Source organism: Meiothermus sp., from assembly GCF_025056915.1.
Classification (GTDB): Bacteria; Deinococcota; Deinococci; order Deinococcales; family Thermaceae; genus Meiothermus.
The window spans coordinates 1-25390 of sequence record NZ_JANWVH010000043.1 but is presented as its reverse complement, the minus strand read 5'-3'; the positions used below and the strand labels follow the sequence as shown (position 1 = coordinate 25390).

At 62.2% G+C, this 25390-nt stretch carries 20 protein-coding genes and 2 pseudogenes; 3 read left to right on the top strand and 19 right to left on the bottom strand.

The annotated features are described in order from the left end of the window. Both NZN28_RS08450 and NZN28_RS08445 read left to right on the top strand, forming a co-directional pair. A partial coding sequence (locus NZN28_RS08450) for a hypothetical protein (RefSeq protein ID WP_295397199.1) occupies positions 1-684 on the top strand: 684 nt, incomplete at its 5' end. Positions 685-803: 119 nt separating this feature from the next. Next, positions 804-2012, top strand: a complete 1209-nt coding sequence (locus NZN28_RS08445) for a trypsin-like peptidase domain-containing protein (protein WP_295397197.1) — start codon at positions 804-806, stop codon at positions 2010-2012. Between the two features lie 199 nt (positions 2013-2211). Here the strand turns inward: NZN28_RS08445 and NZN28_RS08440 are convergent. From NZN28_RS08440 to NZN28_RS08430, 3 genes and pseudogenes are all read right to left on the bottom strand, one after another. After that, positions 2212-2358: pseudogene (locus tag NZN28_RS08440) on the bottom strand (transposase); the annotation flags it as partial. A 221-nt stretch (positions 2359-2579) separates the two neighbouring features. Next, positions 2580-4742 (bottom strand): EAL domain-containing protein, encoded by a 2163-nt coding sequence (locus NZN28_RS08435; RefSeq protein WP_295397195.1) that lies wholly within the window; start codon positions 4740-4742, stop codon positions 2580-2582. A gap of 43 nt (positions 4743-4785) precedes the next feature. After that, a complete protein-coding gene (locus NZN28_RS08430) occupies positions 4786-4968 on the bottom strand; it encodes a hypothetical protein (protein ID WP_295397192.1) in 183 nt (60 codons plus the stop codon). A gap of 114 nt (positions 4969-5082) precedes the next feature. Between NZN28_RS08430 and NZN28_RS08425 the strand changes: the two are divergent. After that, a pseudogene (locus NZN28_RS08425) lies at positions 5083-5768 on the top strand (transposase). A gap of 186 nt (positions 5769-5954) precedes the next feature. Here NZN28_RS08425 and NZN28_RS08420 read toward each other — a convergent pair. The 16 genes from NZN28_RS08420 to NZN28_RS08345 form a co-directional block, all read right to left on the bottom strand. Continuing rightward, positions 5955-6890, bottom strand: coding sequence for an aldo/keto reductase (locus NZN28_RS08420; RefSeq protein WP_295397191.1), 936 nt, complete (start codon positions 6888-6890; stop codon positions 5955-5957). A gap of 94 nt (positions 6891-6984) precedes the next feature. After that, positions 6985-8232 carry an amidohydrolase family protein gene (locus tag NZN28_RS08415; RefSeq protein WP_295397188.1) on the bottom strand — a complete coding sequence of 416 codons (1248 nt, stop codon included), beginning with the start codon at positions 8230-8232 and terminating at the stop codon, positions 6985-6987. Between the two features lie 146 nt (positions 8233-8378). After that, positions 8379-10058, bottom strand: coding sequence for a M14 family metallopeptidase (locus NZN28_RS08410; protein ID WP_295397187.1), 1680 nt, complete (start codon positions 10056-10058; stop codon positions 8379-8381). Next, positions 10055-10945, bottom strand: coding sequence for a dihydrodipicolinate synthase family protein (locus tag NZN28_RS08405; protein ID WP_295397184.1), 891 nt, complete (start codon positions 10943-10945; stop codon positions 10055-10057). The genes NZN28_RS08410 and NZN28_RS08405 overlap by 4 nt, the downstream gene beginning before the upstream one ends. Beyond that, complete coding sequence (locus NZN28_RS08400) at positions 10929-12752, bottom strand: M14 family metallopeptidase (protein WP_295397182.1); 1824 nt, start codon at positions 12750-12752, stop codon at positions 10929-10931. The genes NZN28_RS08405 and NZN28_RS08400 overlap by 17 nt, the downstream gene beginning before the upstream one ends. Before the next feature lie 224 nt (positions 12753-12976). After that, positions 12977-14221 carry an amidohydrolase family protein gene (locus NZN28_RS08395; protein ID WP_295397180.1) on the bottom strand — a complete coding sequence of 415 codons (1245 nt, stop codon included), beginning with the start codon at positions 14219-14221 and terminating at the stop codon, positions 12977-12979. Then, positions 14218-15759 carry a carboxypeptidase M32 gene (locus NZN28_RS08390; RefSeq protein WP_295397177.1) on the bottom strand — a complete coding sequence of 514 codons (1542 nt, stop codon included), beginning with the start codon at positions 15757-15759 and terminating at the stop codon, positions 14218-14220. Before NZN28_RS08390 ends, NZN28_RS08395 begins: the two co-directional genes overlap by 4 nt. After that, positions 15760-16152: a RidA family protein gene (locus NZN28_RS08385; protein WP_295397176.1), complete on the bottom strand. Its 393-nt coding sequence runs from the start codon at positions 16150-16152 to the stop codon at positions 15760-15762. Between the two features lie 111 nt (positions 16153-16263). Beyond that, entirely contained in the window at positions 16264-17673 is a 1410-nt protein-coding gene (locus NZN28_RS08380) for a hypothetical protein (RefSeq protein ID WP_295397174.1), read from the bottom strand. Between the two features lie 123 nt (positions 17674-17796). Next, complete coding sequence (locus NZN28_RS08375; protein WP_295397173.1) at positions 17797-18987, bottom strand: pyridoxal phosphate-dependent aminotransferase; 1191 nt, start codon at positions 18985-18987, stop codon at positions 17797-17799. Between the two features lie 213 nt (positions 18988-19200). Next, positions 19201-20238, bottom strand: a complete 1038-nt coding sequence (locus NZN28_RS08370; protein WP_295397171.1) for a Gfo/Idh/MocA family oxidoreductase — start codon at positions 20236-20238, stop codon at positions 19201-19203. Then, positions 20235-21131, bottom strand: coding sequence for an NAD(P)-dependent oxidoreductase (locus NZN28_RS08365; RefSeq protein ID WP_295397169.1), 897 nt, complete (start codon positions 21129-21131; stop codon positions 20235-20237). The genes NZN28_RS08370 and NZN28_RS08365 overlap by 4 nt, the downstream gene beginning before the upstream one ends. Before the next feature lie 44 nt (positions 21132-21175). After that, positions 21176-22549, bottom strand: a complete 1374-nt coding sequence (locus tag NZN28_RS08360) for a dihydroorotase family protein (protein ID WP_295397167.1) — start codon at positions 22547-22549, stop codon at positions 21176-21178. Then, on the bottom strand, positions 22546-23706 hold the full coding sequence (locus NZN28_RS08355; protein ID WP_295397165.1) for a M20 family metallopeptidase: 1161 nt from the start codon (positions 23704-23706) through the stop codon (positions 22546-22548). The genes NZN28_RS08360 and NZN28_RS08355 overlap by 4 nt, the downstream gene beginning before the upstream one ends. Positions 23707-23790: 84 nt before the next feature. After that, positions 23791-24762 (bottom strand): succinylglutamate desuccinylase/aspartoacylase family protein, encoded by a 972-nt coding sequence (locus NZN28_RS08350; protein ID WP_295397163.1) that lies wholly within the window; start codon positions 24760-24762, stop codon positions 23791-23793. An 85-nt stretch (positions 24763-24847) separates the two neighbouring features. Continuing rightward, the gene (locus NZN28_RS08345) at positions 24848-25321 is read right to left on the bottom strand and encodes a VOC family protein (protein ID WP_295397161.1); all 474 of its coding nucleotides are present in this window, start codon (positions 25319-25321) and stop codon (positions 24848-24850) included. Between the last annotated feature and the right edge of the window lie 69 nt (positions 25322-25390).

Genomic DNA, 25390 nt, shown 5'->3' with positions numbered 1-25390 from the left:
GAGGCGCAGGGGAGCCTCGAGGGCGTTGACAGGGAGAAGATAATTGTCAAGTTTTCCATCAATCCGATTGAGAAAGAGATTGACATAATCATCATCATTGGCAAGGACGCCTCCAACCCGGCCCGGATGCACATCGTGAGCAGCCTGCCCCCCGACACCCTGCCGGGCCGCCCCCTGAACCGCACCCTGGACGCCGAGACCTACGAGGCCAGGTTCAGGGAGATTTGCTGTGGCCGTCCCAAGCCCTTCCCGCCTTCCTGGCCCCCGGTCTGGCTCCAGCGGGAGGACGTGGTGGCAGTGGCGGTTCCCTACAACAACCCCAAGCTGCAAGGGAGCGGGCCGATTGAAGAGCTGGTGGGAGAAAACCTGGGCTTCCTCTACCTGCGCAAGAAACCCTGGCCCTCCCCCGGCCCCACCACCGACTGCGGCCCGGGCAATGTCTGGTGCCCGCCCAACACCGACCCCTTCCTGAACCTGCGCCTGGTGCGCAATCCGGATGGCGGCTACGCGGTGCAGCTCACCAGGCTGAGCGACCCTGGCCAGGTGATCGCCACCCTGCCGGCCCAGGTCAGTGTCAACGACGAAGGTACGAGAGGGGTTGGGATTGAGGACGATATCGCCAGCCCGAACACGCCCACCCTCGAGCTGCGCTGGCCCCGCATCAGAATCCGCATCATCATTTGAGCAGGATTGATGATCTCTGCATTGAGGGGTGCGCTGAGCACCCCTTTTTTACCCGACTTAAACCTCCCCTGCCTAACGTATGGCCTGTGCCTGCCTGTGCAGGCAGAGGAGAAACCAACATGAAAGCCTCGGTAAAAACATCTACCCTGCTGGCCGTGGCGGTGCTTTCGGGGTCGGCCTTATGGTTCGCGTTGAGCCAGGGCCAGTCCAGCACAGCCCCCAGCCTGACCCAGAGCACCCTCCAGAGCCTCCTGCCCGACGAGCGCAACACCGTAGAAATTGCCCAGAAGGCCAGCGAGGGGGTGGTTTATGTCTCGGTGCGCAGCAACCCTGCGGCCAGCCTGCCCGACAACCTTCAGCCTTTTGCCCCCTTTTTGCAACCCCAGCCGCAGCAGGGCACTGGCTCGGGCTTTGTGCTTGACCCTGATGGCCACATCCTGACCAACTACCATGTGATTCAGGGGGCCAGCCAGATTTCGGTGCGGTTCAAGGACAGCCCCAAAACCTACCCCGCCAAGGTGCTGGGCACCGCCAAGTCCCTCGACCTGGCGGTGATTCAGGTGCAGGCTCCGGCCAACCTGCTCAAGCCCCTCTCTTTGGGCAACTCCGACCGAGTGCTGGTGGGCGAAAAGACCATCGCCATTGGCAACCCCTTTGGCCTGGACTACAGCGTTTCCACCGGCATCGTTTCGGCGGTGCGGCGCAACCCCGGTGCAGTAGATGCGCTGGTGCCTACCCTCATCCAGACCGATGCAGCCATCAATCCCGGCAACTCGGGTGGGCCTTTGCTCAACTCCAAAGGTGAGGTCATCGGCATCAACACCGCCATCCTCTCGCCCTCGGGCGAGTTCGGCAACGCCCAGAACGCCGGGGTGGGTTTTGCCATTCCCATCAACCTGGCCAAGCAGTATCTGAATGTGCTTAAGCAGGGCAAGAACGTAAGCGACAAAGAAATCCTGGCTTCCCGCCCACGCCTCGGCGTATCGGTAATGCCGCTGGCCGCGTATAGCCCCCAGATTCTCAGGGCCAACAATCTGCCCGAGGATGGCCTGATGGTTCAGAGCGTGGAAAAAGGCTCGCCCGCCGAGAAGGCCGGCCTCAAAGCACCCACCCGTTTTCTCCAGGTGCAGGCTCCAGATGGAACCGTACAGCAGTTGGGTCTGAATGGGGATGTAATCCTCGAGGCCAACGGCAGCCCCATCCAGGACATCAACGACCTGCGTGGGGTGCTGGAAGGTGCTGCAGGCCAGCCAGTTACCCTCAAAATCTGGCGCGAGGGCCAGAGCCTGACCATCATCGCCACACCGCAGTTCCTGACCAGCACCTGAATCCTCGTTGCAGTTCGCTCATCTCGACCTCTTCGAGAAATCTCGAGGAGGTTTTTACTTTGCCAGCGCGTTTACGTATGTCGCGAGCGAGGTTGGAACTGAAGGAGCATCTGAGCCAAGATGGAGTTTTCGGGGCGGCATCGGAAGGGCAGTGAGCAGTAGCCCTTTACGGTCGTCGTGAGTTGGTGTAGACCGATCACAGCTCGCCTCGGTCATTGCAGAGGAAGTGGAGTTTGAAACCATAGAACCAACCCATTGAGTTCCTGCCCCGTCTGGCAACCCCTTCAAAGACCTTGTGCGAATGAATCCGTAGGTTATGGCAGACCTTTAGGCTGAATGAGTCTACAACAGTCCAGGGCCGCTCTCTAATAGCTTTTTCGACAGTTCAGCCTCGAACGCCTGGCAGAAATCGTCCACATCAGAGAACAACTCGAGTAGAGATAAGCTCCTGTTGACCTCCTGTTAGGCTTGGGCAGTTGCTGGGCTGCACCCTCAGCCTACTTGGAGACTTTCTTTTCTCTACCCACACGCTTTTTTCTTCTTCTTTATCCCCGAACTGGCGTTACCTTAGCACGAGCGGCCCTTCCTCCCTTCAAGAAAGAGCTCGGCTTGGGCAGGAGCTGCTGGCCGCCCCAGCAAGTAGCCCTGGCCCAGGGCAAAACCCTCGGCTATCAGGAAATCGAGCTGGGCCTGGCTTTCAATGCCCTCCACAATCACCTCCAGCCCCAAGCCCTCCCCCAACCCCTGCAGGGCGTGCAGCAAGCGAGCCTCGGGGGAATGGGCCTTGGGGCGGGAGCCCAGGCCAGCCATAAAGCCTTGGCCCAGCTTAATCGCCGCAAAGGGCAGCTGGGTGATGCGCTCGAGGGAGGACATTCCGGAGCCAAAGTCATCCAGGTGCAGCGGATGCCCCCGTTCGGCCAGGATCTGAAGGACGTGGAGGCCGGTCTCTTCCAGGGCTACGCCCTCGGTCACCTCGAAGATCAGTCGCCCTGGGGGGAGGCGGCAGCGGGCCAGGTGGGCCGCGACCCGGTCGGGTAGCCCAGGTTCTAGCTGGCCACCGGCCAGGTTCACCGCCACCGCGACCCCCCAGCGGGCGGCCTGCCGCACTGCCTCTCCCAGGATCCATTCGCCCAGTTCGGGCATCCACCCCTCCTCTTCGACCAGGGGCAGGAACCTTCCCGGGGAAACCTGCCCCAGCTCAGGGTGGATCCAGCGCAACAGAGCCTCGAAGTGGTGCAGCCGGCGCTCGGCCAGGCGGAAAATCGGCTGGTAGTGCAGGGTGAAGCCCTCCGGTGGGTTTGGCAAACGCCGCAGGGCCTGAGCCAGGGCGCGGCGCAGGGCATCGGTTTCGCGAGTCTGGCGGGCGAGGTCGAGGTCAAAAAAATGCACCCTACCGGGCGGAAGGCTTTGCTCGAGGGCCAGCTCAGCGGCCCGGGGTAGCTCGAGTGGGGATACCCCAGGCTGGGCCAGGGCCACCCCAATCCGCGGGTTGAAGTCGAGCTCAGGCCAGTGGGCAGCCAGCTTAGTCTTTACCCCAGCTTGCAGCCGCCCCAGCACCCTATAAACCTCCTCGACTTCGGTCACCCCTTCCAGCAGCATCCAAAAAGTACCCTCTTCCCAGGCCAGCCGGTCGGAAAGCCGCAGGTCGGCCTGGATGGCCCGGGCTATCTTGCGCACCGCGGTAAAGTAGGCCGTCTCTCCTTCCAACCACCGCAGGCGCTCCAGTGAGCGGCAGCGCAGGGTCACTAAAGCCCGGCGGGCCAACGGCGACCGCAGGAGCTCTTCTTGCAGGCTACGCAGGTTGGCCAGCCCAGTCTGAAGGTGATGGTAGCGGCTAAAGCGCAGCTCCTCCTGGAGCTCCTCGCCGTAGAGCAACCAGGCTACGTGGTGGGCCAGCCCCTCCAGGTGGCGCAAATCCAGTTTGTCAAAGGCATCGGCGCGCCGGAAGTGGTCGAGGTAGAGGTAAGCCCGCGGCTGCCCCCTCACCACCACCGGGGTGGCCAGCATGGCTTGGATCTCCTTGGAACGGCCCGGCCCCTCGAGCAAACTCCGCCGCTCGGGATCGAGCCGGGCGTTGAAAGCAGCCAAATCGGCCTGAGTAAAGACCCTGGCCTGAATGTGCTGGCTGAGAGAAAGTGGCTCGCCAGGGTGCAGGGAGACCTGCTCGAGCGCGGCCAGGTCGTAGCCGCGAACCGCAACAAAGTGAAAACACCCGTCGGGGTATAGCAGGGTAGCGCTGCCGGCTTGGGCTGCCGGCACCACCGCCAGAGCTGCATCCAGGGCCCGTTGTAGCACCTCCTTGGGGCGCAGTTCCTCTTTTAAACCGCTGGATAGCAACTGCAGCGAGGCTTCCTGGAAACGCCCCTGGCGGTAGGCATCGCTGATGTCATAGCCCACGCACTGCAGGCCTACCGGCTTGCCCGCTTCGTCGCAAACGGCTATAAACTCCCAACGGCTGCGGTTCCAAGCCCGTCGCAGGGGTTTGCCGAACTCCACCCAGAAGGCCTGTCCCGGGTTTTCCAGGGCCTGCTTCACTGTATCCATCACTCGGGGAAGATCTTCTTTTGCCACGTGCTCCAGCGCCGAGGCTCCCAGGAGGGGCGCCTTCAGCCCGGTATAGGCTAGGTAAGCCCGGTTGGCATAGGTGTAGCGGCCTTCCAGGTCGGTGCAGGCTACCATTAGGCCCTGGGTGAACTCCAGGGGGTTGAAATTGGGCCCGTCCTGTTTCATACCGCCGCCCTAACCCTAGCCCCAGGATAGCCTCCGCAGACCATCAAGCTGGCGGCATTTGCACCGCGGCCTTGCGCAGGCGTTTGTGCGCGTACATCCGCTCATCGGCCAGCCCCAGGAGGGCCAGGGGCTCCCCCTCCTCGGCCCAGGCCAGCCCCACGCTGAGGACGTACCCCTGGGTGGCCTGCAGCAACCGGCCTACCCCGCCCCGTTGCAACAGCACCACGAACTCATCCACCCCGATGCGGTAGGCCCCAGAGCAGGATCGAGGCTGTGCGCCCCCATTGGGCTACCTAGAGGCTGGCAAGAACCTATTCGAAACGAAGGGGGACGGCAGAGCATGAAGTGTAGACCGTACCCCTCGGACGTGAACGATGAAGAGTGGGCCTTCGTGATGCCCTATCTGGCCCTGTTGCCTCCGGATGCAGCCCCGCGCAAGCACGACTGCGGGAGGTATTCAACACCCTGCACTGGATGCTCAGAACCGGGGCCCAGTGGGTGTACCTCCCCCACGATTTCCCGCCCCCCCATATCGTCAGCGAGCAGGCCCAGCGCTGGATGAAAAGGGGCGTGTTTGAAGATTTAGTGCATGACCTGCGGGAAACCCTTGAGTACCGGCGCTGGCCGGGGGCCGATGGCCCTTCACTACGACGATTGCAGGGCCGAGCGGCTCAACCCAGCGCAGCCATCTAGGATGCTCGAACCTTGCAGTCGAGTCTTGAGAGTGTAGATCAGGGCTAAACGGGCTCCGAGTCTGAGCAAGCGGCTGCCGGGGAGGGGATCAAGCTGTGTGGGGTCAAGCTGGAGGAGGCCAGGAAGGGTTTTGTTCTGCTGCCCAGGCGCTGGGTGGTTGAAAGGAGTTTTGCCTGGATGGCTCGTTTTCGCCGACTGGCCCATGACTACGAGTGTCTTGCCGAGACCCTCAAGGGTTTTCACTGGCTGGCCTTCTCGATTCTGCTATTACCGGAAGTTCTTGATGGTTTACGTTTGGCTTCCTGGCAGGCTCTGGGCAAGTACGGTTCATAATCGCCTTTATTCGTAGTAGGGCGCTCCTCGCATACTTTGAGCCATTCAAGTTCGAGACAGCTTTTTCCTGGAGAGAACAGTGGCCGCCTGGAGAGGCGGCCAAGCCTGTTCAGAGCGAGATAGAATCTGGTCAGCGCACGCAACCCCATCCCTCAAACGCTCAAACGGAAGCTTGCTGAACCGAACTCAGGCATCGAGGATGGATCTCACATCATTTCGCTCGACATCCGACATCTTCCATTCAACCGCTTTGACATTTTGCACGACCTGTTCTGGCTTGGTTGCTCCTGCAATGACACTAGAGACAACAGGATTGGAAGCAAGCCAGCCAAAAGCCAGCTCCAGCAACGTACGGCCCCTTGACTTCGAATATGACTCAAGCTTCTCGACCAAAGCCAGGTTTTGCTCTGTCATGAAGCTCTGTGCCAACTGCTGGGATCGGGCCAACCTTGCATCCTCGGGCATCGAGCCATCCCGCCTGTACTTGCCCGTCAGCAAACCGCTTGCTAAAGGAAAGTATGGCAGAAGTCCCAGTCCAAGGTGCTGCATGGCAGGCAACAGCTCAGCTTCAACCTTGCGAGCCAGCAAACTATACTCGTCCTGACATGAAATGAAACCCTCAAAGCCCATCTGCTTCGCAATCCAGTGAGCCTCCACGACCTGCCATGCCGGAAGGTTTGAACATCCCACGTAGCGAACCATTCCCTGCCTCACCAGATCGTTCAAAGTTGAAAGGGTTTCCTCAAGGGGCGTATGGGGGTCTGGTTTGTGAAGTTGGTAAAGGTCTATGTAATCAGTCTTCAGCCTCTTCAAGCTCTCTGCAAGGGCCTTGTAGATGTATTGCCGGGAAGCACCGCCCCTTCCTGGACCCATCTCCCAGCCAAACTTGGTCGCCAGCACGATATTTTCTCGTTCAGAACCCAGATAATTGCCCAAAATGCTCTCTGAACCACCCCGATTGCCGTAAGTATCTGCGGTATCAAAAAGGGTGATGCCCAGATCTAGCGCCTTGCGAATGACGGCCTGTGAGCCATCAACATCCACCCGTCCACCGAAGTTATTGCAGCCAAGCCCAACCAGTGAGACCTTTAGCCCAGACTTCCCCAGCTGACGTTGCTCCATTTCTCAAATCCCTCCTATCCCCTCGGATTGTTCTGATAGAACCCTGAGGACGACCCACGTCGCCGATTTCCGCAGGCATTGCACATGCATGACCTCAGGAAAGACGAGGCAATGACCCAAACAACAGGCGCCCCCCCACAAAGGTCATCTTCACCCTGGCGATATCCTCAATGTGGTAATCAGGCTGGCCATCCACCACGATGACATCGGCCAGATAGCCGGGCTTCAGATACCCCAGCTTGCTGTCGAGGCGGCTGATCTTCGCGGCCACGCTGGTCGCCGAGCGCAACGCGTCGTAGGCATCCTTCTTGACGCCCAGCTTGATCATGAAGGCCATCTCGGGGGCTACCACATCGTGCTGCACTACCGGGGAACCGCAATCGGTTCCAAACCCGATGGTGATGCCCGCCTGGGCCGCCTTAACTAGGCCTGCGAATCGCGCTCCACTAGCTACGGCCCGCTGGCGTTCTTCGATCTTCCACTCGGGTACGTTGTACTTGCGCGCCAGCTCCGGCCGGCTCTGCATGACCAGCGGCGCGAAAGTGGTAACGATGGGGATGTTTTTCCTCGCGATGAGCTCGATGGTCTCATCGGTCATATCGCCCCCGTGTTCAATGCAGTCCACTCCAAACTCCGCCACGCGCTTGATGACCGAGTCAAAGGTCGCGTGGGCGGTGATGGGAAGGCCATTGCGATGGGTCTCGTCAATCACGGCGGCCAGCTCGTCGTCGGTGAATTCGTTGAGGTCGTGCGAGGCCATGATCTTTATCAGGTCGGCCCCGCCGCGCACCTGCTCACGCACGGCCCGCCGCATCTCATCGGCCCCGCTGGCCTCGCGGCAGGCCCAGTACGTGTGGCCGCCGGTCTGCACGATAGCTGCCCCGCAGGCCAGCACCCTCGGACCGGGAAAAATCCCCTGCTCCACGGCCTGCTTGGCAAATAGGTTGGTGTTATGCATTCCCAGATCGCGCACGGTGGTGATGCCTGCCCGCAGACTCAGGAGCATGTTGCCGGCGCACTTGTAGGCTGAGATTTCAGGTGGGTCGTAGATGGACTGGTGGGCCAGGTCGTGGATGCCGTCCCAGGCCAGGTGAGCGTGGGAGTTGAACAGGCCTGGCAGGATGGTTCCGCCTGTCTGGCAGGCCTCGAACTGACGGGTGCCAAAGTCGGAGGCGGGGCCAACGGCAGCAATCTTGCCATCTTGCAGCTCGACGATGCCATCCTCAATTCGCTCGTCGCCGTCGCAGGTTAGCACCCGTCCGCGCAACAGCAGGTGCTCCCTGGGCAGGTCGAACATGGGCTTAATGATTTTCTGGAACCGCCAGTGGGGGGCTTCGGGCATATGGGTCTCCTTCCAGAATGACTTCGCATCAGACACGCTTGAACTCGAATGGGAGCGGCTTGAGGCAAAGGGTTCGTAGCTCTCCTATGGGTGGCCCTGCACGCCAGGCTTTTCATGCCTTCGGTTTGAGACTTGGCTTCCCGTGGCTATGGCAACTTGATTTGCCGGCGAACCGTTCCGCCCTTCTCGCTTCTTGCCACCACCTCAACCGTGGAGCCCGCTGCTGCGCTCACTGTCCACTCCACCGGCCTGGCAGTGCGGTTCCACTGGTTGCCCCAGGGCGACCAGGTGGACTTGCGCTCGTTGCGGCCTGCCAGGTGGCCTAGGTCGTAGGTGGCAGGCCCATGGACAGTCCCGCCCGAGAGCTCGACCTGAACGGTCTTGGCGAAGCCTTCGGCAATGGCCACGTCGGTCAGGTTGGTGGGGAGGTAGCCGGTGTTGCGCACCACGGCCCGCACCCGGTAAACCCCTTCGGCCAGCGGGGTGGCGCTGGCCTCGGAAATCTCCAGGAACGGGCTGCTGGCAGCGTGGGCCAGGCAGAAGAGGACGTTGCGGTAGCACATCTCCTCGAGCAGGTGCCCGGGCGGGTTGCGGAAGGTCCAGACCTCCAGCATTCCCCCAATCTCGACCTCACCCAGCTGGGGATGGTCGAACTTCTTCCAGTCCAGGAAGGCCCACTCGCCCACGTTGCGCGTGACCCACTCGAGGATTTTGATCTGCTCGTCTTCGGTACGGGGGCGGATGCCGTACCAGTGGGTTTTCTCGAGGCCTGCTTCACGCTCGATGTCCCACAGCTCGGTGCCGAAGATGGGGATGCCCATCTGCTCGTAGGCCCAGTCGGTTAAGGAGCCGTGGCGGGCTTTGGTCTTGTCGGGGGTGAAATCCTCGAAAATCGAAATCACCGGGTAACCCGTGATCTCCGTCCCTACCGCGCCAAGATCCTTGAAGAGGGTGATGTCCCTGGCCGACATCTGGTGGTCGTACTTCACCGCGCTGGGCCGGAGGATCACCCCGCCGTGGGTGTGGAAGGAGTTCATCCCGCAGATGTTCTTGTGCTTGAGGATGAACTCAATGACGGCCCTGGCCTCAGGTTCGGAGCCGGGGTAGTCACCCGCGCCGTACTCATGGGGCGACCAGTTGGCGGGGAACTGGCGGTTGAGGTTGCCATCCCGCGGTGGCTCGATGTCGGGCTCCACCCCATCATAGTCGGGGATAAGCCCCTCGGGGTACAGGCGGTAATACTCGCCCCCTACTTCGTGCGGCAGGCGTTGAACCAGGATGCGCGGGTCTTTCTGCGAGACCTTCCATTCGCCGTGCGGATCCCTGACCCGCATGAAGACGATGTGCCCATCACCATCGACATCCCACTGGTGCAGGCCTCTGGTCACCTCATCCTGGCCCAGACTATAGCGGCCATTGCCGCACCAGCGATGGGGGGTTTTCAGGCAGATTTCCGCGCCATCCGGGTTGATGCGCGGCAGGACGTAAAAGGCCATGCGCTGCATCAGGCGGGTGACCTCGGGGTCGTGGTTGAAGCGCTCGAGCAGGTAGTTGACCGCGTACAGTGCGGTGGAACTGGTGGCGTGCTCCTCAGCGTGGATTTGTGCGTCGATGTAGTAGGCCGGCTTCTCCTGGTCGGGGCCGGTGGAAAAGTCGGTCAGGGTGAGCTGCCAGATGTCGCGCCCCTGGTGGGATTTCCCCAGGCTCTGGATGCGGGCCAGATGGGGATGGCGGGCGACCAGGTCGTGCAGGATGCGGGTGTATTCGTCGTAGTCGAAGTAGCGGTTATGGATGATGGAGAGTTGGGGGCGGGGCGGCAGGCTCATAGGCTGGCTTCTCCTGGTTTGATGGATGCAATGAGGTCTTCAAGCTTCGAGAACTCCAGGATCTGCTCGAGCTCCTTCCGCATGGTTTCGTCTACCTGTGCGCCGGGATGGCGAACATAGGCGTTTCGGATGGCGCCACGCCGGCGATAGACCTCCTTGCGGAGGGCAATGCCGATGCCGGGCTGGAACTCGTAGCGCATCAGGGCACAGGATTGGTAGAAAATCTTTTGGGCGAGTTCGAGGTTGCCCGAGGTGTAGGTGGTGTAGACGGCTTGCAGGATGTCGGGGTAGGAGAAGCCGGTCATGATGCCGTTGGCCCCGCGCCCGAGTTCCTCGAGCATGTACAGCCCGCCCAGCCCACCGAGGATGGAGAGGTGGGGATTGAGCTGCCGAAGGGCGGAGGTCTTGGGGCCGGAAGGGGTGTCCTCCAGCTTGATAACCCGAACCTGCTCGAGTTCGTTGTGCAGCCGGGTCACCAGCGGCACGCTCAGCAGGATGCCAGTGCTGACCGGGTAGTCGTGCAGGATGATCAGCGCCCCCACCGCGTCGTTGATGCGCCGGTAGTAGTCGAAAATCACCGTGTCGTTCTGCACTGGGGGCGGAGCCACCAGCAGGCCAGAGGCGCCCAGTTCCATCGCCCTTGCGGACTTCTGAATGGCCAGGTCGGTACCGCCCGCGCCGCTGCCCACGAAGACCGGCACACGCCCCCGGGCAGCCTGTACGGTTTCACGGATGATGGTTTCCTGCTCGGCTTCCCCCAGCTTGGGCGCCTCGCCCATCACCCCCAGCACCACCAGGCCGTTGGCCCCTTTGTCAATCAGGAAGTGGGTGAGGGTGTGAAGGGACTCGAGGTCGAGCTTTCCCGCCCCATCAAACGGGGTGGGCATGATGACATGTACGCCTGAGAGTGACATTCTTGCTCCTTTCCCTGATTCCAAGATGGCCTGACCATTCAATCGGCGGGTTGGCAGAGGTGGGCGGGGCCGCCGCTTGTCCCTGCGACAGGGGGATTTCTGCAACCCGCTTGCCCCCTTTCTCGCTGTGAACGACGATGGCTGCCCTGGCTCCGGGCTGGGCCTTGACCAGCCATTCCGTCTTGCGGGCAGTGCGCTGCCACCGCTCACCCCAGGGCGACCACGGGTACTTGCGTCCGTTGCGGCCCGCCAGGTGGCCCAGGTCAGCAACTGCATCGCCCATCAACAGTTCGGCATTCTCCAGGCGCAACTCCACCTTTACGGTCTTGGCAAGCTTGCGCTCGAGGGCGGTGTCGGTGAGGTGGCTGGGCAGGTAGCCGTCATTCCCAATGACCGCCGAGATTTTGAGAAGGTCGGCGCCGTCGGCCGCAATTCCCAGTTTTTCGATGCTCGAGCTGCGCACCCGCAGGCGCGGGCTGGCGGCGGCGTGTTCCAGGCAGAACAGGGTGTTTTTGTGGCAGATCTCCTCGAGCATATGCCCCGGCGGGTTCCGCAGCACCCAGATCTCGGCCAGCCCGCCAATTTCCACCCTGCCCAGCTGTGGGTGATCAAAGGGCTCCCACTCGCGCCAGCCCCTTTCGCCGTGGTGCTCCCAGACCCACTGCACCATGCGAACCAGGGTGTCCTCGTCGCGGGGGCGCAGGTTGTAGAAGGCTACCTTCTCGATGCCCGCAGCCGCTTCGATGTCCCAGAGTTCGGTGGCGATGGCCGGGATTCCCATTTCCTCAAAGGCCCAGTCTTTCAGGGTGCCGCGCCGTGGCTTGGATTTGTCGGGGGTGAAGTCCTGGAAGGAGGAGATGGTCTTGTAGCCGGTGGTTTTGAGGGCCACGCTGGCGAGGTCTTTGAACAAGGTCAGGTCTCGCGGGCTGAGCTCGTGGTCGTACTTGGTGGTGGAGGGGCGCAGGTGCACCCCGCCGTGGGTGTGGAAGGAGTTCATCCCGCAGATGTTGGGATGCGCCAGGATGAAATCAATCAGCGCCCTGGACTCGGGCTCCGAACCCGGATACAAACCCGCGCCATACTGCACGCTCTCGGGCATCCAGCCCGCCGGAAACTGGCGGTTGAGGTTGCCGTCGCGGGTGGGTTCGATCTCCACCTCCACCCCGTCGTAATCGGGAATCAGCCCCTCAGGGTAGAGGCGGTAGTACTGCCCGCCAAACTCCCCCGGCTCGCGCTGCACCATCACCCGGGGGTCTTTGCTGCTGATCTTCCACTCGCCGGCGGGGTCGGGCACCCGCATCTGCACGATGTAGCCATCTCCGTTTAGGTCGGTCTGGTACAAACCTCTGGTGCGTTCGTCCTCGCTTCCAGGTATGTATCGCCCGTTGCCACACCAGCGAAATGGGTGGGCCAGCGAGAACTCAGCCCCGTCGGGGTTGAGGCGGGGCAGGATGTAAAACGCCTGCTCATCCAGCAGCATCGTTACCTTGGGGTCGCTGTCGTAGTGATGCAACAGATACCAGGCCGCGTAAAGGGCAGTGGCGCTGGTGGCATGTTCTTCGGCATGGATGTGGCCGTCTATGTAGTAGGCGGGCTTGTCAGCGTCTGGTCCTGTTTTCCAGTTGGTGAGGGTGAGCAGCCAAATCTCGCGTCCCTGGAAGGTCTTGCCAATGGAGGAGAGCTGGCAGAGGTGCGGGAAGGCTGCTGCCAGCGCTTGCAAATGCGCGGTGAGCTCGACGTAGGTGTAGTAGCGGTCGTGGGCGATGTCAACTTTAGTCATGGCAGCAAGGCTCCTTGCTTGGCTTTAGCCCCTTCTCCCCTTGTGGGACGGCTTTGCCGCTGAGAAGGCGGGGGATGAGGGGTAGTGAGCCGAAGGCGAATGCCGCTGACTCGAGCGCACTTAGCGAGTTCTGCGAACTCGACCCTTCACCTAACCTCTCCCATAAAGGGAGAGGGACTGACCTTTGCAGCAAATTAGCTTTCGCGTCCGTCAGCTTAAGACTTTTATCCACTTCGAGTCACCTCCACCCCATCCTTGAACACCCGCAGGTTTTCCTGTTCTTGCAAGATGCGGACATCGGCCAGTACATCCCCGTGAACCAGCAACAAGTCTGCAATCTTGCCCACTTCCAGCGTTCCCACCTCGTCCAGGTCCAGCAGCTCCGCGCCGTGCTTGGTGGCAGCGGTAATGGCCTCGAGCGGCGTAAACCCGCCTTTCACGAACAGCTCGATCTCTCTCGCGTTCACGCTGCCGTGCGGCAGCATGAAGCCTGCGTCGGTGCCGGTGGAGCACTTCACGCCAGCAGCCCTGGCCAGCGTCAGGCTCTCCCACATGGCCTCGCGGCCCAGCTCGAGCCACCTCCTGCCCTGTTCGTTCACGCCCTGCGACTCCCAGGGGTGCTCGAAGTGGTTTTCCTGCACCAGCAGGGTGGGCACGTAGAACGCGCCTTTCTCGGCCATTGCCTCCACGCACTCCTGGTCGAGCCAGCGCCCGTGCTCCACGCTGTCCAGGCCGATCCGCACGGCTGTGGTCACCGACGGCCCGCCCGAGGTGTGAGCAGCCACCTTCTTTTCGAGCCTATGTGCCTCGTCAATGGCGGCCTCGATCTCGGCGTCGGTCATCTCCTGCTTCCAGGGGTTTGCCCAGTCGCGGAAGGAGCCGCCACAGAGGTTGATCTTGATGCAGGTTGCGCCGCGCTTGACCTGCTCACGCACGCCGCGCCGGAACTGGTCGGGGCCGTCGCAGGGGGCGGTCATACCCTCGAGGCTTACGTGGTCGCCCCAGCCGCCCTTGTCCATGTGCCCGCTGGTGATGGAGAGGCCCAGACCACAGGCCACCACTCGTGGCCCCACCACGTAGCCCGCGTTGATGGCCCTGGCAAGGTCAATGATCACCCCGCCGGGGGCGTTGAGGTCGCGCACCGCGGTGTAGCCCCACTCGAGGGTCTCCCGAGCATGCTGGGCTGCCCGCAGCGCCAGTAGGGGGTAGCTCATCTCGCTGGCTTCGGCGCGGAAGGCCCTGGACTCAATTGCACCTGAGTAGGCCAGGTGAACGTGGCTGTCAATGAGCCCCGGCAGCAGGGTGCTATGTGGGGCGTTGATGACCGTGGCATTGGCCGGAAGTTCGCCCAAATCGGCCTGTCGCCCCAGGCCAGCGATACGGTTATTCTTGACAAGTAGAAAGCCCTGCTCGATTACCCCTCCCGCGCCATCCAGCAGCTTGCTTACTAAAAACACTGTCTGGCTCACGCCCCACCTCTCAGCGCGTAAAGTTCACGGAACTTGCTTTCCAGGTAGTTCAGGTATGGCTCGGTGTCTAGCAACCTCCCCGTGGCTTTGACCAGTAGCTCATCGGGTGAGAAGGTGCGCCCGTAGCGGTAGACATGCTGGGTCAGCCATTCGCGCAAGGGAGCGTAGTTGCCCTCTGCCAGTGAGTTCTCCAGCCCTTCAATCTGCTGCCCCGCCGCCTCGTAGAGTTGCGAGGCCATGATGTTGCCCACGGTGTAGCAGGGGAAGGAGCCGATGTTGGAGTGCGACCAGTGGATGTCTTGCAGCACGCCTTGCGTGTCGTCGGGTGGGGTGACACCCAGGTAGTCCTGCATCTTCTGGCTCCAGATTGCGGGTAGGTCGCGCACGGCCATCGAGCCGTCCATCAGCCCCATCTCGATCTCGACCCGCAGCATGATGTGCAGGTTGTAGGTCACTTCGTCAGCCTCAACCCGGATCAGGCTGGGCTCGACGGTGTTAACCGCGCGATAAAAAGTCTCGACATCAATGTCCGCAAGCTGCTCGGGGAAGTACACCTGCAAGCGCGGCAACCAGTGTTGCCAGAAGGTGCGGGAACGCCCCACAAGGTTCTCCCACAGCCGTGATTGCGACTCGTGGGCCCCAAAGCTCACCCCGCCCACCGCGTACAGCCCCTTGAGGTCGGAGGTAAGGGCACTGCGGGTAAGTTCGGGTGCAACGTTCTGCTCGTAGATGGCGTGCCCTGCCTCATGCAGAACCCCGAAGAGGGCGGTGGGGAGGAAGTGCGGGTTGTAGCGGGTGGTTATCCGCACGTCGTTCCGGGTAAAGGAAATCTCGAAGGGGTGCAGCGACTCGTCGAGGCGGCCCCGCGAGAGGTCAAAGCCAAAGGACCGGGCCACCTCGAGCGCGAATTGCTTTTGTCGCTCGGGCGGATAGTGAAGCTTCAGAAAGTCAGTGCGCGGCTTGCGCCCTGAGTCCACAATTTCCCGCAACAGCGGAACCACCCGCTCTCGCAGCACTGCGAAGAGGGTTTGCAGGCGGGCGGCGGTCATGCCCGGCTCGTAGAGGGCGAGCATCGCATCGTAGGGGTGCTCTTTGTAACCGATGACGCGGGCAAACTCTCGGTTGAGGGCGAACATTCGCTCGAGGTCGGGCGCGAAATGAGCAAAGTCATTGCTGGCCCTGGCCTCAGCCCAGGTTTTGCCTGCTACCGAGCGCAGGTGGGCCAGCTCGCGGGTCAATTCGGGCGGCGTGCGGCGGAACAGGTCGCTGGCCTCGCGCACTGCTGCCACACTGCGACGCTCCATGGAGTCGGGGGGCAGGCAAGCAACCTCGCCCTCGGTCCTGTCCAGCAGGTCCTGTAACCGCTCCGAAATCAGGCGCTCCTGTACGAGGGCCGACAGGGTGGCAAGCTGCTTGCCCCGCGTCTCGGTGCCGCCCAGAGGCATCTGAGTGCGGGCATCCCAGTTGAGGATCGAGATGGCGTTGAGGAGGTCGTTGACCTCGGCGATGTAGCTGGAGAATTCGGTATAGGCAGACATTCACTCCTCCACAACCGCAATCACTTCCACTTCCACCTTCACCTCCGGGCTGCCCAGACCCGCTACGATCAGGCCTGTGTGGGGCGGACGGTGCTCGCCGAAGAACTCGAGTCGCACCTCACTCACCGCTTTAGAGTCGGCAGGGTCTACAAGATAGGTGGTCACCTTGACCACGTGTTTGGGCTCCACGCCTGCGGCCTCCAGGACGCGCCCCAAGTTGCGGTACACCTGCCGCGCCTGCCCCGCCGCGTCGTTGGGAGCCACAAGGTTTCCGCTTTCGTCACGGGCAACCTGCCCGGCAACATAGATGGTGTTGCCCGCCCGCATGGCGTGGTTGTAGGTTGCGGGCTGGTAGATGCCCTCAGGCTGGAAAAGCTGGTAAAAATTACCCATTCACTTCACCTCGGCCTTTCGATACCAGGCGCCCAAGGACGGCTCCTGTGAAATTCCCGTTCCGTTCGGGTCGTTTTTGAACAGCAAGCACCTGCAAACCCCGGGACATCCCTACATCAATCCCAATTCCTTCAAGGCCTGGGCCCCGCCATCCAGGTTCGTATGGTTCATTCCCGCGTAGTTGGGCGAGTAGACAATTCCCCTGGCACCCTCGCGGTAAGCCGCCTTCACGCTGCGGTAAACGATGTCGGGCGTACACACCGCCTGAGTTGCCGACGTGCGCGGCGCGTCTACCCCAATGCCCATGTACACCAGCACCCGGCCTTGTACGGCTGCGACGGTGTCCCGGGTCTGCCCCCCTACGTAGGTGTCGGGATCAAAGCCCTTTTCCAGCACTTCCTCCCAGGGGGCCTCGGAAAGGCCCAGGACGCGGTACATGATGGGGGTGAACTCCTCGGGGGTGAAGTCGCGGAGGATGGTTTGGTGGAAGTCGGCCATCTCACGCTTGTAGATGCCGCCCGCCTGGTGCTGGTAGGTGATGGGCTTCACCCAGTCGCAGTACAGGGTCTGCTCGAGCCAGGGCCACTGGGCCTTGCGGAGGGGATTGAGGTGGTTGCGGTTCCACACATTCAGACCGAAGCTAATGGAGGGGTTGCACCACTTGACGATGCCGTAGAGCTCACGGTCGAGGTCCTTGTTGCGCTCGAGCCAGAAGCGCTCCCAGATCAGTACCTCGGGGTTGCGGAGCAGCACCCGCAGGAACTCCACCAGGTAGCCATCCGCAAACCGCTCGCCCTTGCGGGCTTTCTGGAAGAACTCGTAGACCTCGCGGAAAGCTAGCCGCACCCGCTCCACGTCAATACCCCGCTCAATGGCCTCACGCCGAGCGGCCGGGCTGAAGTCGTTGGCAGGGTTGCCCGCGATCAGGTTGTCCAGCGGGCTCCTGCGCTCGTTGCACCACATGATGCCGTCAATCTCGTAGTTTCGGGCGTAGTCCTCGAGGATCGAATGCAGCCAGGTGCGGTAATGGGGGTTGGAGGTGGAGGGCTCCGAGCCAATGCGCCCGAACTGATCGACTTCCAGGTACTGGGGCAGGTTGGGAATCTGCACCGTGTTCGCGCTGCCGTGGTCGGCGTACTTGAATAAGGGCTCCATCACCTCGGGCATCACCTTCATGCCGCGCGCCCTGGCGGCGGGGATGATCATCTCAAGGATGTCCTTGCCCTCCAGGCCAGGGTCCTGGTTGGCAAAGTGGGTGATGCTGGTGTTTCGGTAAAACTCAGGCCGATGCCGGATGTACGAGCCGCCCTTCATCCCATCGGGCTCCTGCACGCCGTGGTCGGGGAAGCCCTCGAGTTTCCAGCTAATCCGCCGCCCAACCTTCAGCCCAAGCCAGGAAATCGTCCCCACCAGCAGCACGTTGATCCCAAACCGCCCTTGCAATGTGTCCAGGAGCGGCTCCACGCCCTCGTCAATAAAGCTGATCGGGCTGATCTGGATGCCGACGAATTTATCGCTCATATGGTTACGCCCCCCAGAGGCCCCTCAGCCCCAGCTCCTCTCCCAGAGGGAGCCCTGTTTGGTCTTGCCGAACAAAACCCCTGCCCCCATGGGCGAAGGGTTGAGGGGGCGTTGACTTCGACCCTAAACATACCGGCTCCAGAACTCGGCCAGCCTGTCGAGCGCCCCGTCCATCTGCGGACGGGGGCACATCAGGCTCAGGCGCACGAAGCCCTCGGCTCCGCTGCCGAAGACCACTCCGGGCCCTACTCGCACGTTTTGTTCTTCGATCAGGGCGCTGCTGAAGGTCATGGAGTCCATGCCGCTGGCCCGGATGTCGGCCATCACGTAGTAGCTACCATGGGTGCGGATAAAGGGGAGTTTCATGGCTTCCAGGCGTGATAGCAAATACTTGCGCCGCTCGGCGTAGGTTTGGAGCCGCTCCTGCCAGGGTTCCTTGGGTCCGGTGAGGGCGGCCAGCGCCCCGAGCTGCGAGGGCACGGCGGTGGAGATGGAGTGCATATGCTTGACCTCGGTGGCCACCTGCTTGAGCCACTGCGGAACCGCGACGTACCCCACCCGCCAGCCGGTCATCCCGAAGCTCTTGGAAAACCCGTTCACGGTGACCGTGCGCTCCTTCATGCCAGGAATCCTGGCAAAGGAGAAATGTTCAGCACCGTCGTAGAGGTACTTCTCGTAGAGCTCGTCGGAGACCACAATCAGGTTGTATTTTTCGGCCAGCTCCGCGATGGCTTCCATGGTCTTGCGGGTCACCACAGCGCCGGTAGGGTTGTCGGGCGATACCAGCACGATCAACTTGCTGCGGGCGGTGATGGCCGCCTCGAGGGCCTCCAAATCCCACGACCAGCCGGTTTCCGGCCTGACCGGAACCGTGACCGCCACCCCCCCCGACAGGGCCACGATGTTGTTGTAGGCGCTGTAGTAGGGGTTGGTGACGATCACCTCGTCGCCAGGGTTCAGGAGCGCCCCGCAAATCACAAAGATGGACTCCTGCGCTCCGTGGGTCACGATGATGTCGGCGGGCGAATAGTCCAGGCCGTTCTCCTCGGAGAGTTTCCGGGCAATGGCCTCGCGCAATGGCAGAATTCCATCGTAGGCGGTGTACTGGATCAGGCCTCCGGTCATCCCCTCGCGCACCGCATCCAGCACGTAGTCGGGGGTGGGCAGGTCGGGCGTGCCCGAGCCCAGGTTCACCAGGTTTCTGGCGTTGTGAATGGCCTTGACCATGCGCGGGTTGACCGGGTTGCCGATGGAGTGCTCGAGGTTGGCCACCGCGACCCTCGAGAGCATGGATGAAAAGTCAGTCTGTGTCATTCGTCCTCCCGGTTCTTGTTCTTGAAAGCCGCCCCTCTCCACCCGACGGAACCGTTGTCTTTCCGCGCGGTGGGCACAATCCCCTGCACCGACCCTGCCGAATCCCCGTGCTGGGCATGGACGACCAAGACGAAGGAAATTCCCGGCTGGCAAAAAAGCGCCCGCGCGGACTGGGACATTCTTGGTGAAAGGCGCTGGGGGATTGGTCGCATCCTAGAACTCCACGCCCAGTTGTCGTCCATAGGCCCGAAGATCAAGCATCCGTTCCTGCCTCGAGCTTTCCGCACAGCCCAGGGTCAGCAGCATGGTCTTGAGGTGATCGCGTCCTGAAGGGTAGGTGCTGGGTTCGCCGCACACCGCCTTGAGAAAATCGTCAAACAAGCCGCGCGTGTCGTCTATAAAATCTTCCTGCGGGGTCAGTTCAATCTCTTCTGGCTCAGTTGCACCGGCCCTCCAGAACTCCAGGCCCCGGAAGAGGTCGCGCTGAAAGAGCATGCCCGCACTGCCGTCGGTGCGCCACTGGAACTCGTTCTTGCCAGGGGTGCCCATCCAGGTTCCGAAGTATTGCAATTCGAAGCCGTTCTCGAACTCGAGCCAGGCCGCTACCGTCGCGTCGGAGCGGTACATGCTCCAGGGGGGGTTGGTGGTCCGGGCCCACAGCTTTTTCACCTCTGCGCCGTAGATGAAGCGGGCCAGGTCAAGGTGGTGGATGCTCTGCTCCAGGAGCATCGGCTGCTCCATGGTGAGGGGATATTTATTCAGGAGGGGCCGCCTGCCGTCGCGGTGGCGCCAATAGTTGATGCGCCCGAAGCCAATCTGCCCCAGCCTGCCGCCCTGGATGATCTCGCGCGAAGCCCGGGTGGTTTCCAGGTAGCGAAAGTTCATCCCGATTCCCAGCAGAATCCCGGCTTTTTCCGCCACCTCCACGCAGGTCCTGGCCGTGCCAAAATCGAGCGCCAGCGGCTTCTCGCACAGCACCGGGAGGCCCCGCTCGGCGCAGGCGGCAATCTGCTCCAGATGCACAGCGGGCGGGGTAGACAGCACCACCAGATCCGGCTGCAGGGCCAGGGCCTCATCCAGTGCCAGGACGGGAAAATCCAAGGTCGGCAGCTTCTCGCGCAGGATGGAGACCGAATCGACACTGGGTTCAACCCCGGCAATAAGCCGAGCACGCGGATTTTCGGCGATCACCCGTGCCCAGTGACGGCCCCGGGTGCCCAACCCCACAAGAACAACCTTCAGCTGGTTCATCTTGTTTCCCTCACCCCAGGCCCCCTCCCGAGGGGAGGGCGTGCCAGGTAGTCGAGTAGCCCATCCTCCAGTTGCACCGCTGGTGAGAAGCCGAGTTCGCTTTTCGCTTTTGCGCTGTCTATGGCCCCGTGACGCGGCGGCGGATGGGGGTTGTACTCGATCAGCTTCCCCAGATCAATTTCCGGCTTGAGGGCCTGAAAGGTGCTCACCAGATCGGCCACTAAGAGGCTCGGCCCCGCGACGTTGTACAGGTGAGCCTTGCCGTCTGCGGGCTGCTCGATGATGAGCGAGAGCAGCCGGGCCAGGTCCTGGGTGTGCAGCCAGTTATACACATCGTGCGGAGCGCACTGGAGCCTCAGGCGTTGCCCTGTGCGGATGGACTCGGCAATCTGATGGACCACCGAGGTGCGGCTTCGGGTTGCGGATGGCTGCTCCGCAGGGCCATATACCGCGCCTATCCGCAGGAGCCACGCGGTCATCGAGGCTTTGCCCAACTCCACGGCCTGCTCGCTCAAAAGTTTAGAGAGCGCATAGGCATGGGTGGTCGTGGTGGGGCCCGACTCGTCCGTGGGTTCGCTTGAGGGCGCGTAGACTGCGCAGGAGCTGAACAAGACGAAGTGCCGAACACCCGCCCTCCTTGCGGCCTGCAAAGCATTCAAGGTCCCCTGAACGTTGACCTTGATCACCTGCAAATCCTCACCCGAAGTGAGCGCGGCGGCGTGGATAAACGTGTGTGGCCTGGTCTCGAGAGTGATCTCGAGCAAGGCTTGCTTTTCGAGTACGTTGATGGCTCGAGGCGCATTCTGCAAATCACAGGCTTCAACCCAAAAACCCGCTTCTTGTAAATGAGCTGTGATGGCACGACCAACAAACCCACCTGCCCCTGTAATCAAGACTCCCCCTCCCCCAAAGGAAGAGGGTTGGGTTGAGGGGGTAGTTAGGGCCGTACAAACCTCCCATCCCCCGGCCTGCCCAGGACTTCACCGTTCAAGAACACCGTCTTGCCGTTGACGATGGTGCGCAGCACCTTGCCCTGAAAAGTCTTGCCATGGAAGAAGTAGTCGGTGTTCCGCGACTGGCTGAACTCCCTGGAGCGGTCTACCACCGTCCTGGCCTGCAAATCCACCAGGGTCAGGTCGGCATCGGCCCCCTCGGCAATCAGGCCCTTGCGCCCGTAGATACCGAAGCGCCTGGCTCCGTTGGAGCTGATCAGGGCTACGGCCTGCTCGAGCGTTACCCGGCCCCTGGCGGCTGCATCCAGCATCATGGGCACCAGAAACTCCACACCCGGCGCGCCCGGCGGCGCGGCCCAGATGTCGGTGCGGGCACGCTCCTTCTCCTCCACCGTGAAGGGCGAATGGTCGGTGGTGACGGAAATCAGCGAGCCGTCCCGCACGCCTTCCCAGAGCGCTTCGACGTCGCGCTGCTGGCGAAGGGGCGGATTGATCTTGGCGTAGCTGCCAAACTCGGCCAGGGCTTGCTCGGTAAAGAGGAGGTACTGCGGGCAGGTCTCGCCGCTGATGTCCTGGTGGCCCAGCCACTTCCGCAGGGTTTGCAGGGCGTGGGCCGAGGTCACGTGGGCGATGTGCAGCCTGGTGCCCACCAGGTCATTGAGGGTGGCAATCTTGCTGATGGCCAGAGCCTCCACCACCGGCGGGCGGGACTCGCCGTGGGTAAGCGCGTCGTTGCGGCCCGTGGCCCTCACCAGCGCGGTGTAGTGGTTCATCAGGGGCTGGCTTTCAGCGTGGACCACCGTGAGCAGGCCAGTCTCCTTCACCAGCTCGAGCGCCCGTAGCTGCTGCCACTCCTCAGGCACACACAGCCCCTCGAACTCGTCCATGCGACCCGGCACCGGGTCGGTGGTGAAGATCTTGTAGGCAATGGCCCCCTCGGCGGCCATTCCCTGCACCAGGTCGGCCTTCAGCATGCCCGGCGCGCCATAGAGGGCGAAGTTCACCACGGCCTCGCGCTGGCCCTGCTCGCGGCGGTTCACGAAGATTTCCGGCGTGGCGCAGCAAGGTTTGGAGATGGGCATCTCAAACACAGTGGTCACGCCCCCGGCGGCTGCAGCCCGGGTCTCGCTCTCCCAGGTGCCCCGCGCCGGATAGGCCGGTGCACGCACGTGGAAGTGGATGTCAATGGCTCCTGGGAGCAGGTGCTTGCCGCTTGCGTCCACCGTTTCCTTTGCCTCGGCCGGGGTTTGCGGCTCCAGCAGCGCGGCAATCTTGTCGCCCTGCACCGCTACGTCCAGGCGGCGCCGGCCCTCGGGGGTGATGACCGTTGCGCCCCGGATCAGAAGGTCGAAAATCACCGTTGCACCTCCAGACGCATCACCTGCTCCAGAAACCTGGAAATGACGGCCTCGCACTGCTCAAGTTCACCGATGTCCACATATTCGTCGTAGGTATGCGCCACCTCGTAGCTGCCCGGCCCGAAAATCACCATGTCGCCGCGCACCAGCCCCATCAGGTGCTTGGCATCGCTGCCGGGGAGGTAACCGATCGGCTCGGCAGGGGTCTGGGTGAGGCTGCTCGAGCACTCCAGAAAAGCTTTCCCAAGGGGGGTCTGTAGCTTGGACTCGAACCAGCTTGAGTAAAGGAACTCGCCCACCTCTGCCGTCGCAGGGGCAATGCCCACCGACTCCACCACCGCTTGCAACTCGTGTTGTACGTCCTCGGGGCTTTCACCAGGAATCATGCGACGGTCAAGGCGAATCATGCATTGATCCGCGACGGCGTTGGCAGTCGCACCCCCCGAAATCACCCCGATGTTGCAGGTGGGCACGCCGACCAGAGGGTGTACGCGCAACGAGAGCTCTTGGTGATAGGTCTCCAGGGCCAGGATCACCCTGGCCATCGCGTTGATGGCATTCACCCCTCGGTCGGGGTTGGTGGCATGGACACTATGGCCGGTGGTGCGGATGGTGGCCCGCATGACCCCCTTGTGCGCGGTGGCAACCCGGTTGAAGGTCTGCTCCCCGACAATGATGAAGTCGCACTGCGGTAGATGACCCGCGTCGGCCAGCCAGCGGGTTCCCAGTCGCCCACCCACCTCCTCCTCCGCCGCCGCCACCAGCAGCAGGGTTCCAATGTGTTCCGACTGGGCCAGTTTCTTGAAGGCAATCATCATAGCCGCCAGGGGACCCTTGTCGTCCACGCTGCCCTTGCCATAAAGCCTCCCGTTGCGCTCAACGGCCCTGAAGGGATCGCTCGACCAGGCCGCAGCCTCGCTCTCGCCCACCGGCACCGTATCGAGGTGGGCGTGCAGCATGATGACGGGATCGCCTGACCCGATCACCGCCACCACGCTCCGGGCCTCGGGTTTTTCGGCAGGAGCGAGCACTGCTACGCTGGCGCCCACATTCCGCAGCCACAGGGCCACAAACTCGGCAATGGCCCGGTGGTCACCCGGCGGGTTGGGCGAGGGAATCTCGATCAATGCCTTGAGGAGTTCGGTCAATTCGCTCATGACGTGTCATTGCGGAAGGCGGTCAAACATCGGGCCCGGGACTTGCAAAGGTTCTATGCGCTCCGCTTCCTCCTCAGCTCTCCCCTATTCCAGGCTGCCCTGCACTTCGGCGTAGAAGCAGCACCAATCCCCCATCAGCACGTTGGGCAACGCCCGCAGCCCAAAGATGCGGCCATCGGTGGGGGCGTGAAGGGTGTCCAGCACATCACCATAGAGGTTATAGATGGTGGCGATCCGGTCTCCCTTCCTCATGGGTTTTTTGAACTCAATCTCGGGTTCGGCCACAAACAGGCCGCTGCTGGGGGCCAGCAGGGCGTGTTGCACCCCGGTATAGCGAGGCCTGGCATACCTGGGCTTGCCTGCGATCATCTTGTAGTGGCGCATCACATTGAGCGCGGCATCGGCCAGTACCCGTCCCACCCGGTGGAAGGCCTGGGGCGAGGTGGCGCTGCGCCCACCCAGCTCCACGGTGATGCCGGTTTTGCCCGCCTCGAGCATGACCGCCATGGGGTTGCCCTTGGGGAGAAAGCTCTTTAGGACCAGATCCCAGCCCTCGCCCATGGCCCTGGCCAACTCTTGAGATTGGGCATCTTCGGTCGCGAAGATGGTCTCGGAGAGATAGGAGTGGGCTCCACCCGAGTGGATGGACAGCTCGAGGTCGGCCACCCTGACCATCCACTCCCGGTGCGCCCAGGCCACCCGTTCGGAAAAATAGCCGTTGGCTCGACCGGGGTAGATGCGGTTCATGTCGTAGCTGAAGGTGTCAAGCGGATTGCCCCGTGAAGCCGCCTCAAAGGCTGGCGTGTTAATCACCGGAACCAGCACCAGCGTTCCGGCCAGTTTCTCCGGGTTTACCTCGCGCCGCAGGATGTGGCACATCAGGGGTCCTTCCGGCTCGTCGCCGTGGATGGCCCCATCTATCCACAAGCAGGGCCCGTCCTTGACCCCATTGAACACGATGACCGGGATCTCCACGTTGCTGCCCGGAACCTCAATGATCCCGGTCGCCGTCGTGCCCGGTTTGGCCCTGGCTGTCCCCACTCTGATCACGCCCATTTTGCCTCCAGTCAGCAGAGGGCCGTTCTCCACCCATGAGCAGCAGGTCTTCTGAACCGCCCTGCGCCCGGCCCCACGCCCTCTGCTAGATGCCCTGTACCCTCTTATACTCCTCGAGCTCTGCCTCGGTGTACACCTGCATGAACTCGATCTCGACCCCGGCCGCATCGTTGTCCAGAAAGGCGATGAAGCCTTCGGGGTGAGGATGTTTGCCGTAGACCCCACAGGCTTTGCAGATGCGGAGTTGCGCGCCGTTGGCCAGGGCGTGCTCGAGGGCCTTGTCCAGGTCGCGCACCTCGTAGCAGATGTGATGCAGCCCTTCATGACCGCGCTGCTTGATCCACTCGTCAAAGCGTCCGCCCTCGTCCATGCTCTGGCAGAGCTGGTACTCAATCCCGCCAAGGGTGAAAAGGGCGACTTTGTTGCGCGACCGGGGATACTCCCTGATTTCAGTATCTGCGGGTACACCCAGGAAACGCCGGTAGGCCTCGAGCGCCTTTTCTACGTCGCGCACCGCGAAGGCCATGTGTTTGATAGAGAGCACTTGGGGGTTGTCCATAGTCGTTCACACGGAGCAAGGAGCATGGGGTTGCGGGCCGAAACCAAGGAAAGGGCCCCTTTCAGCCCG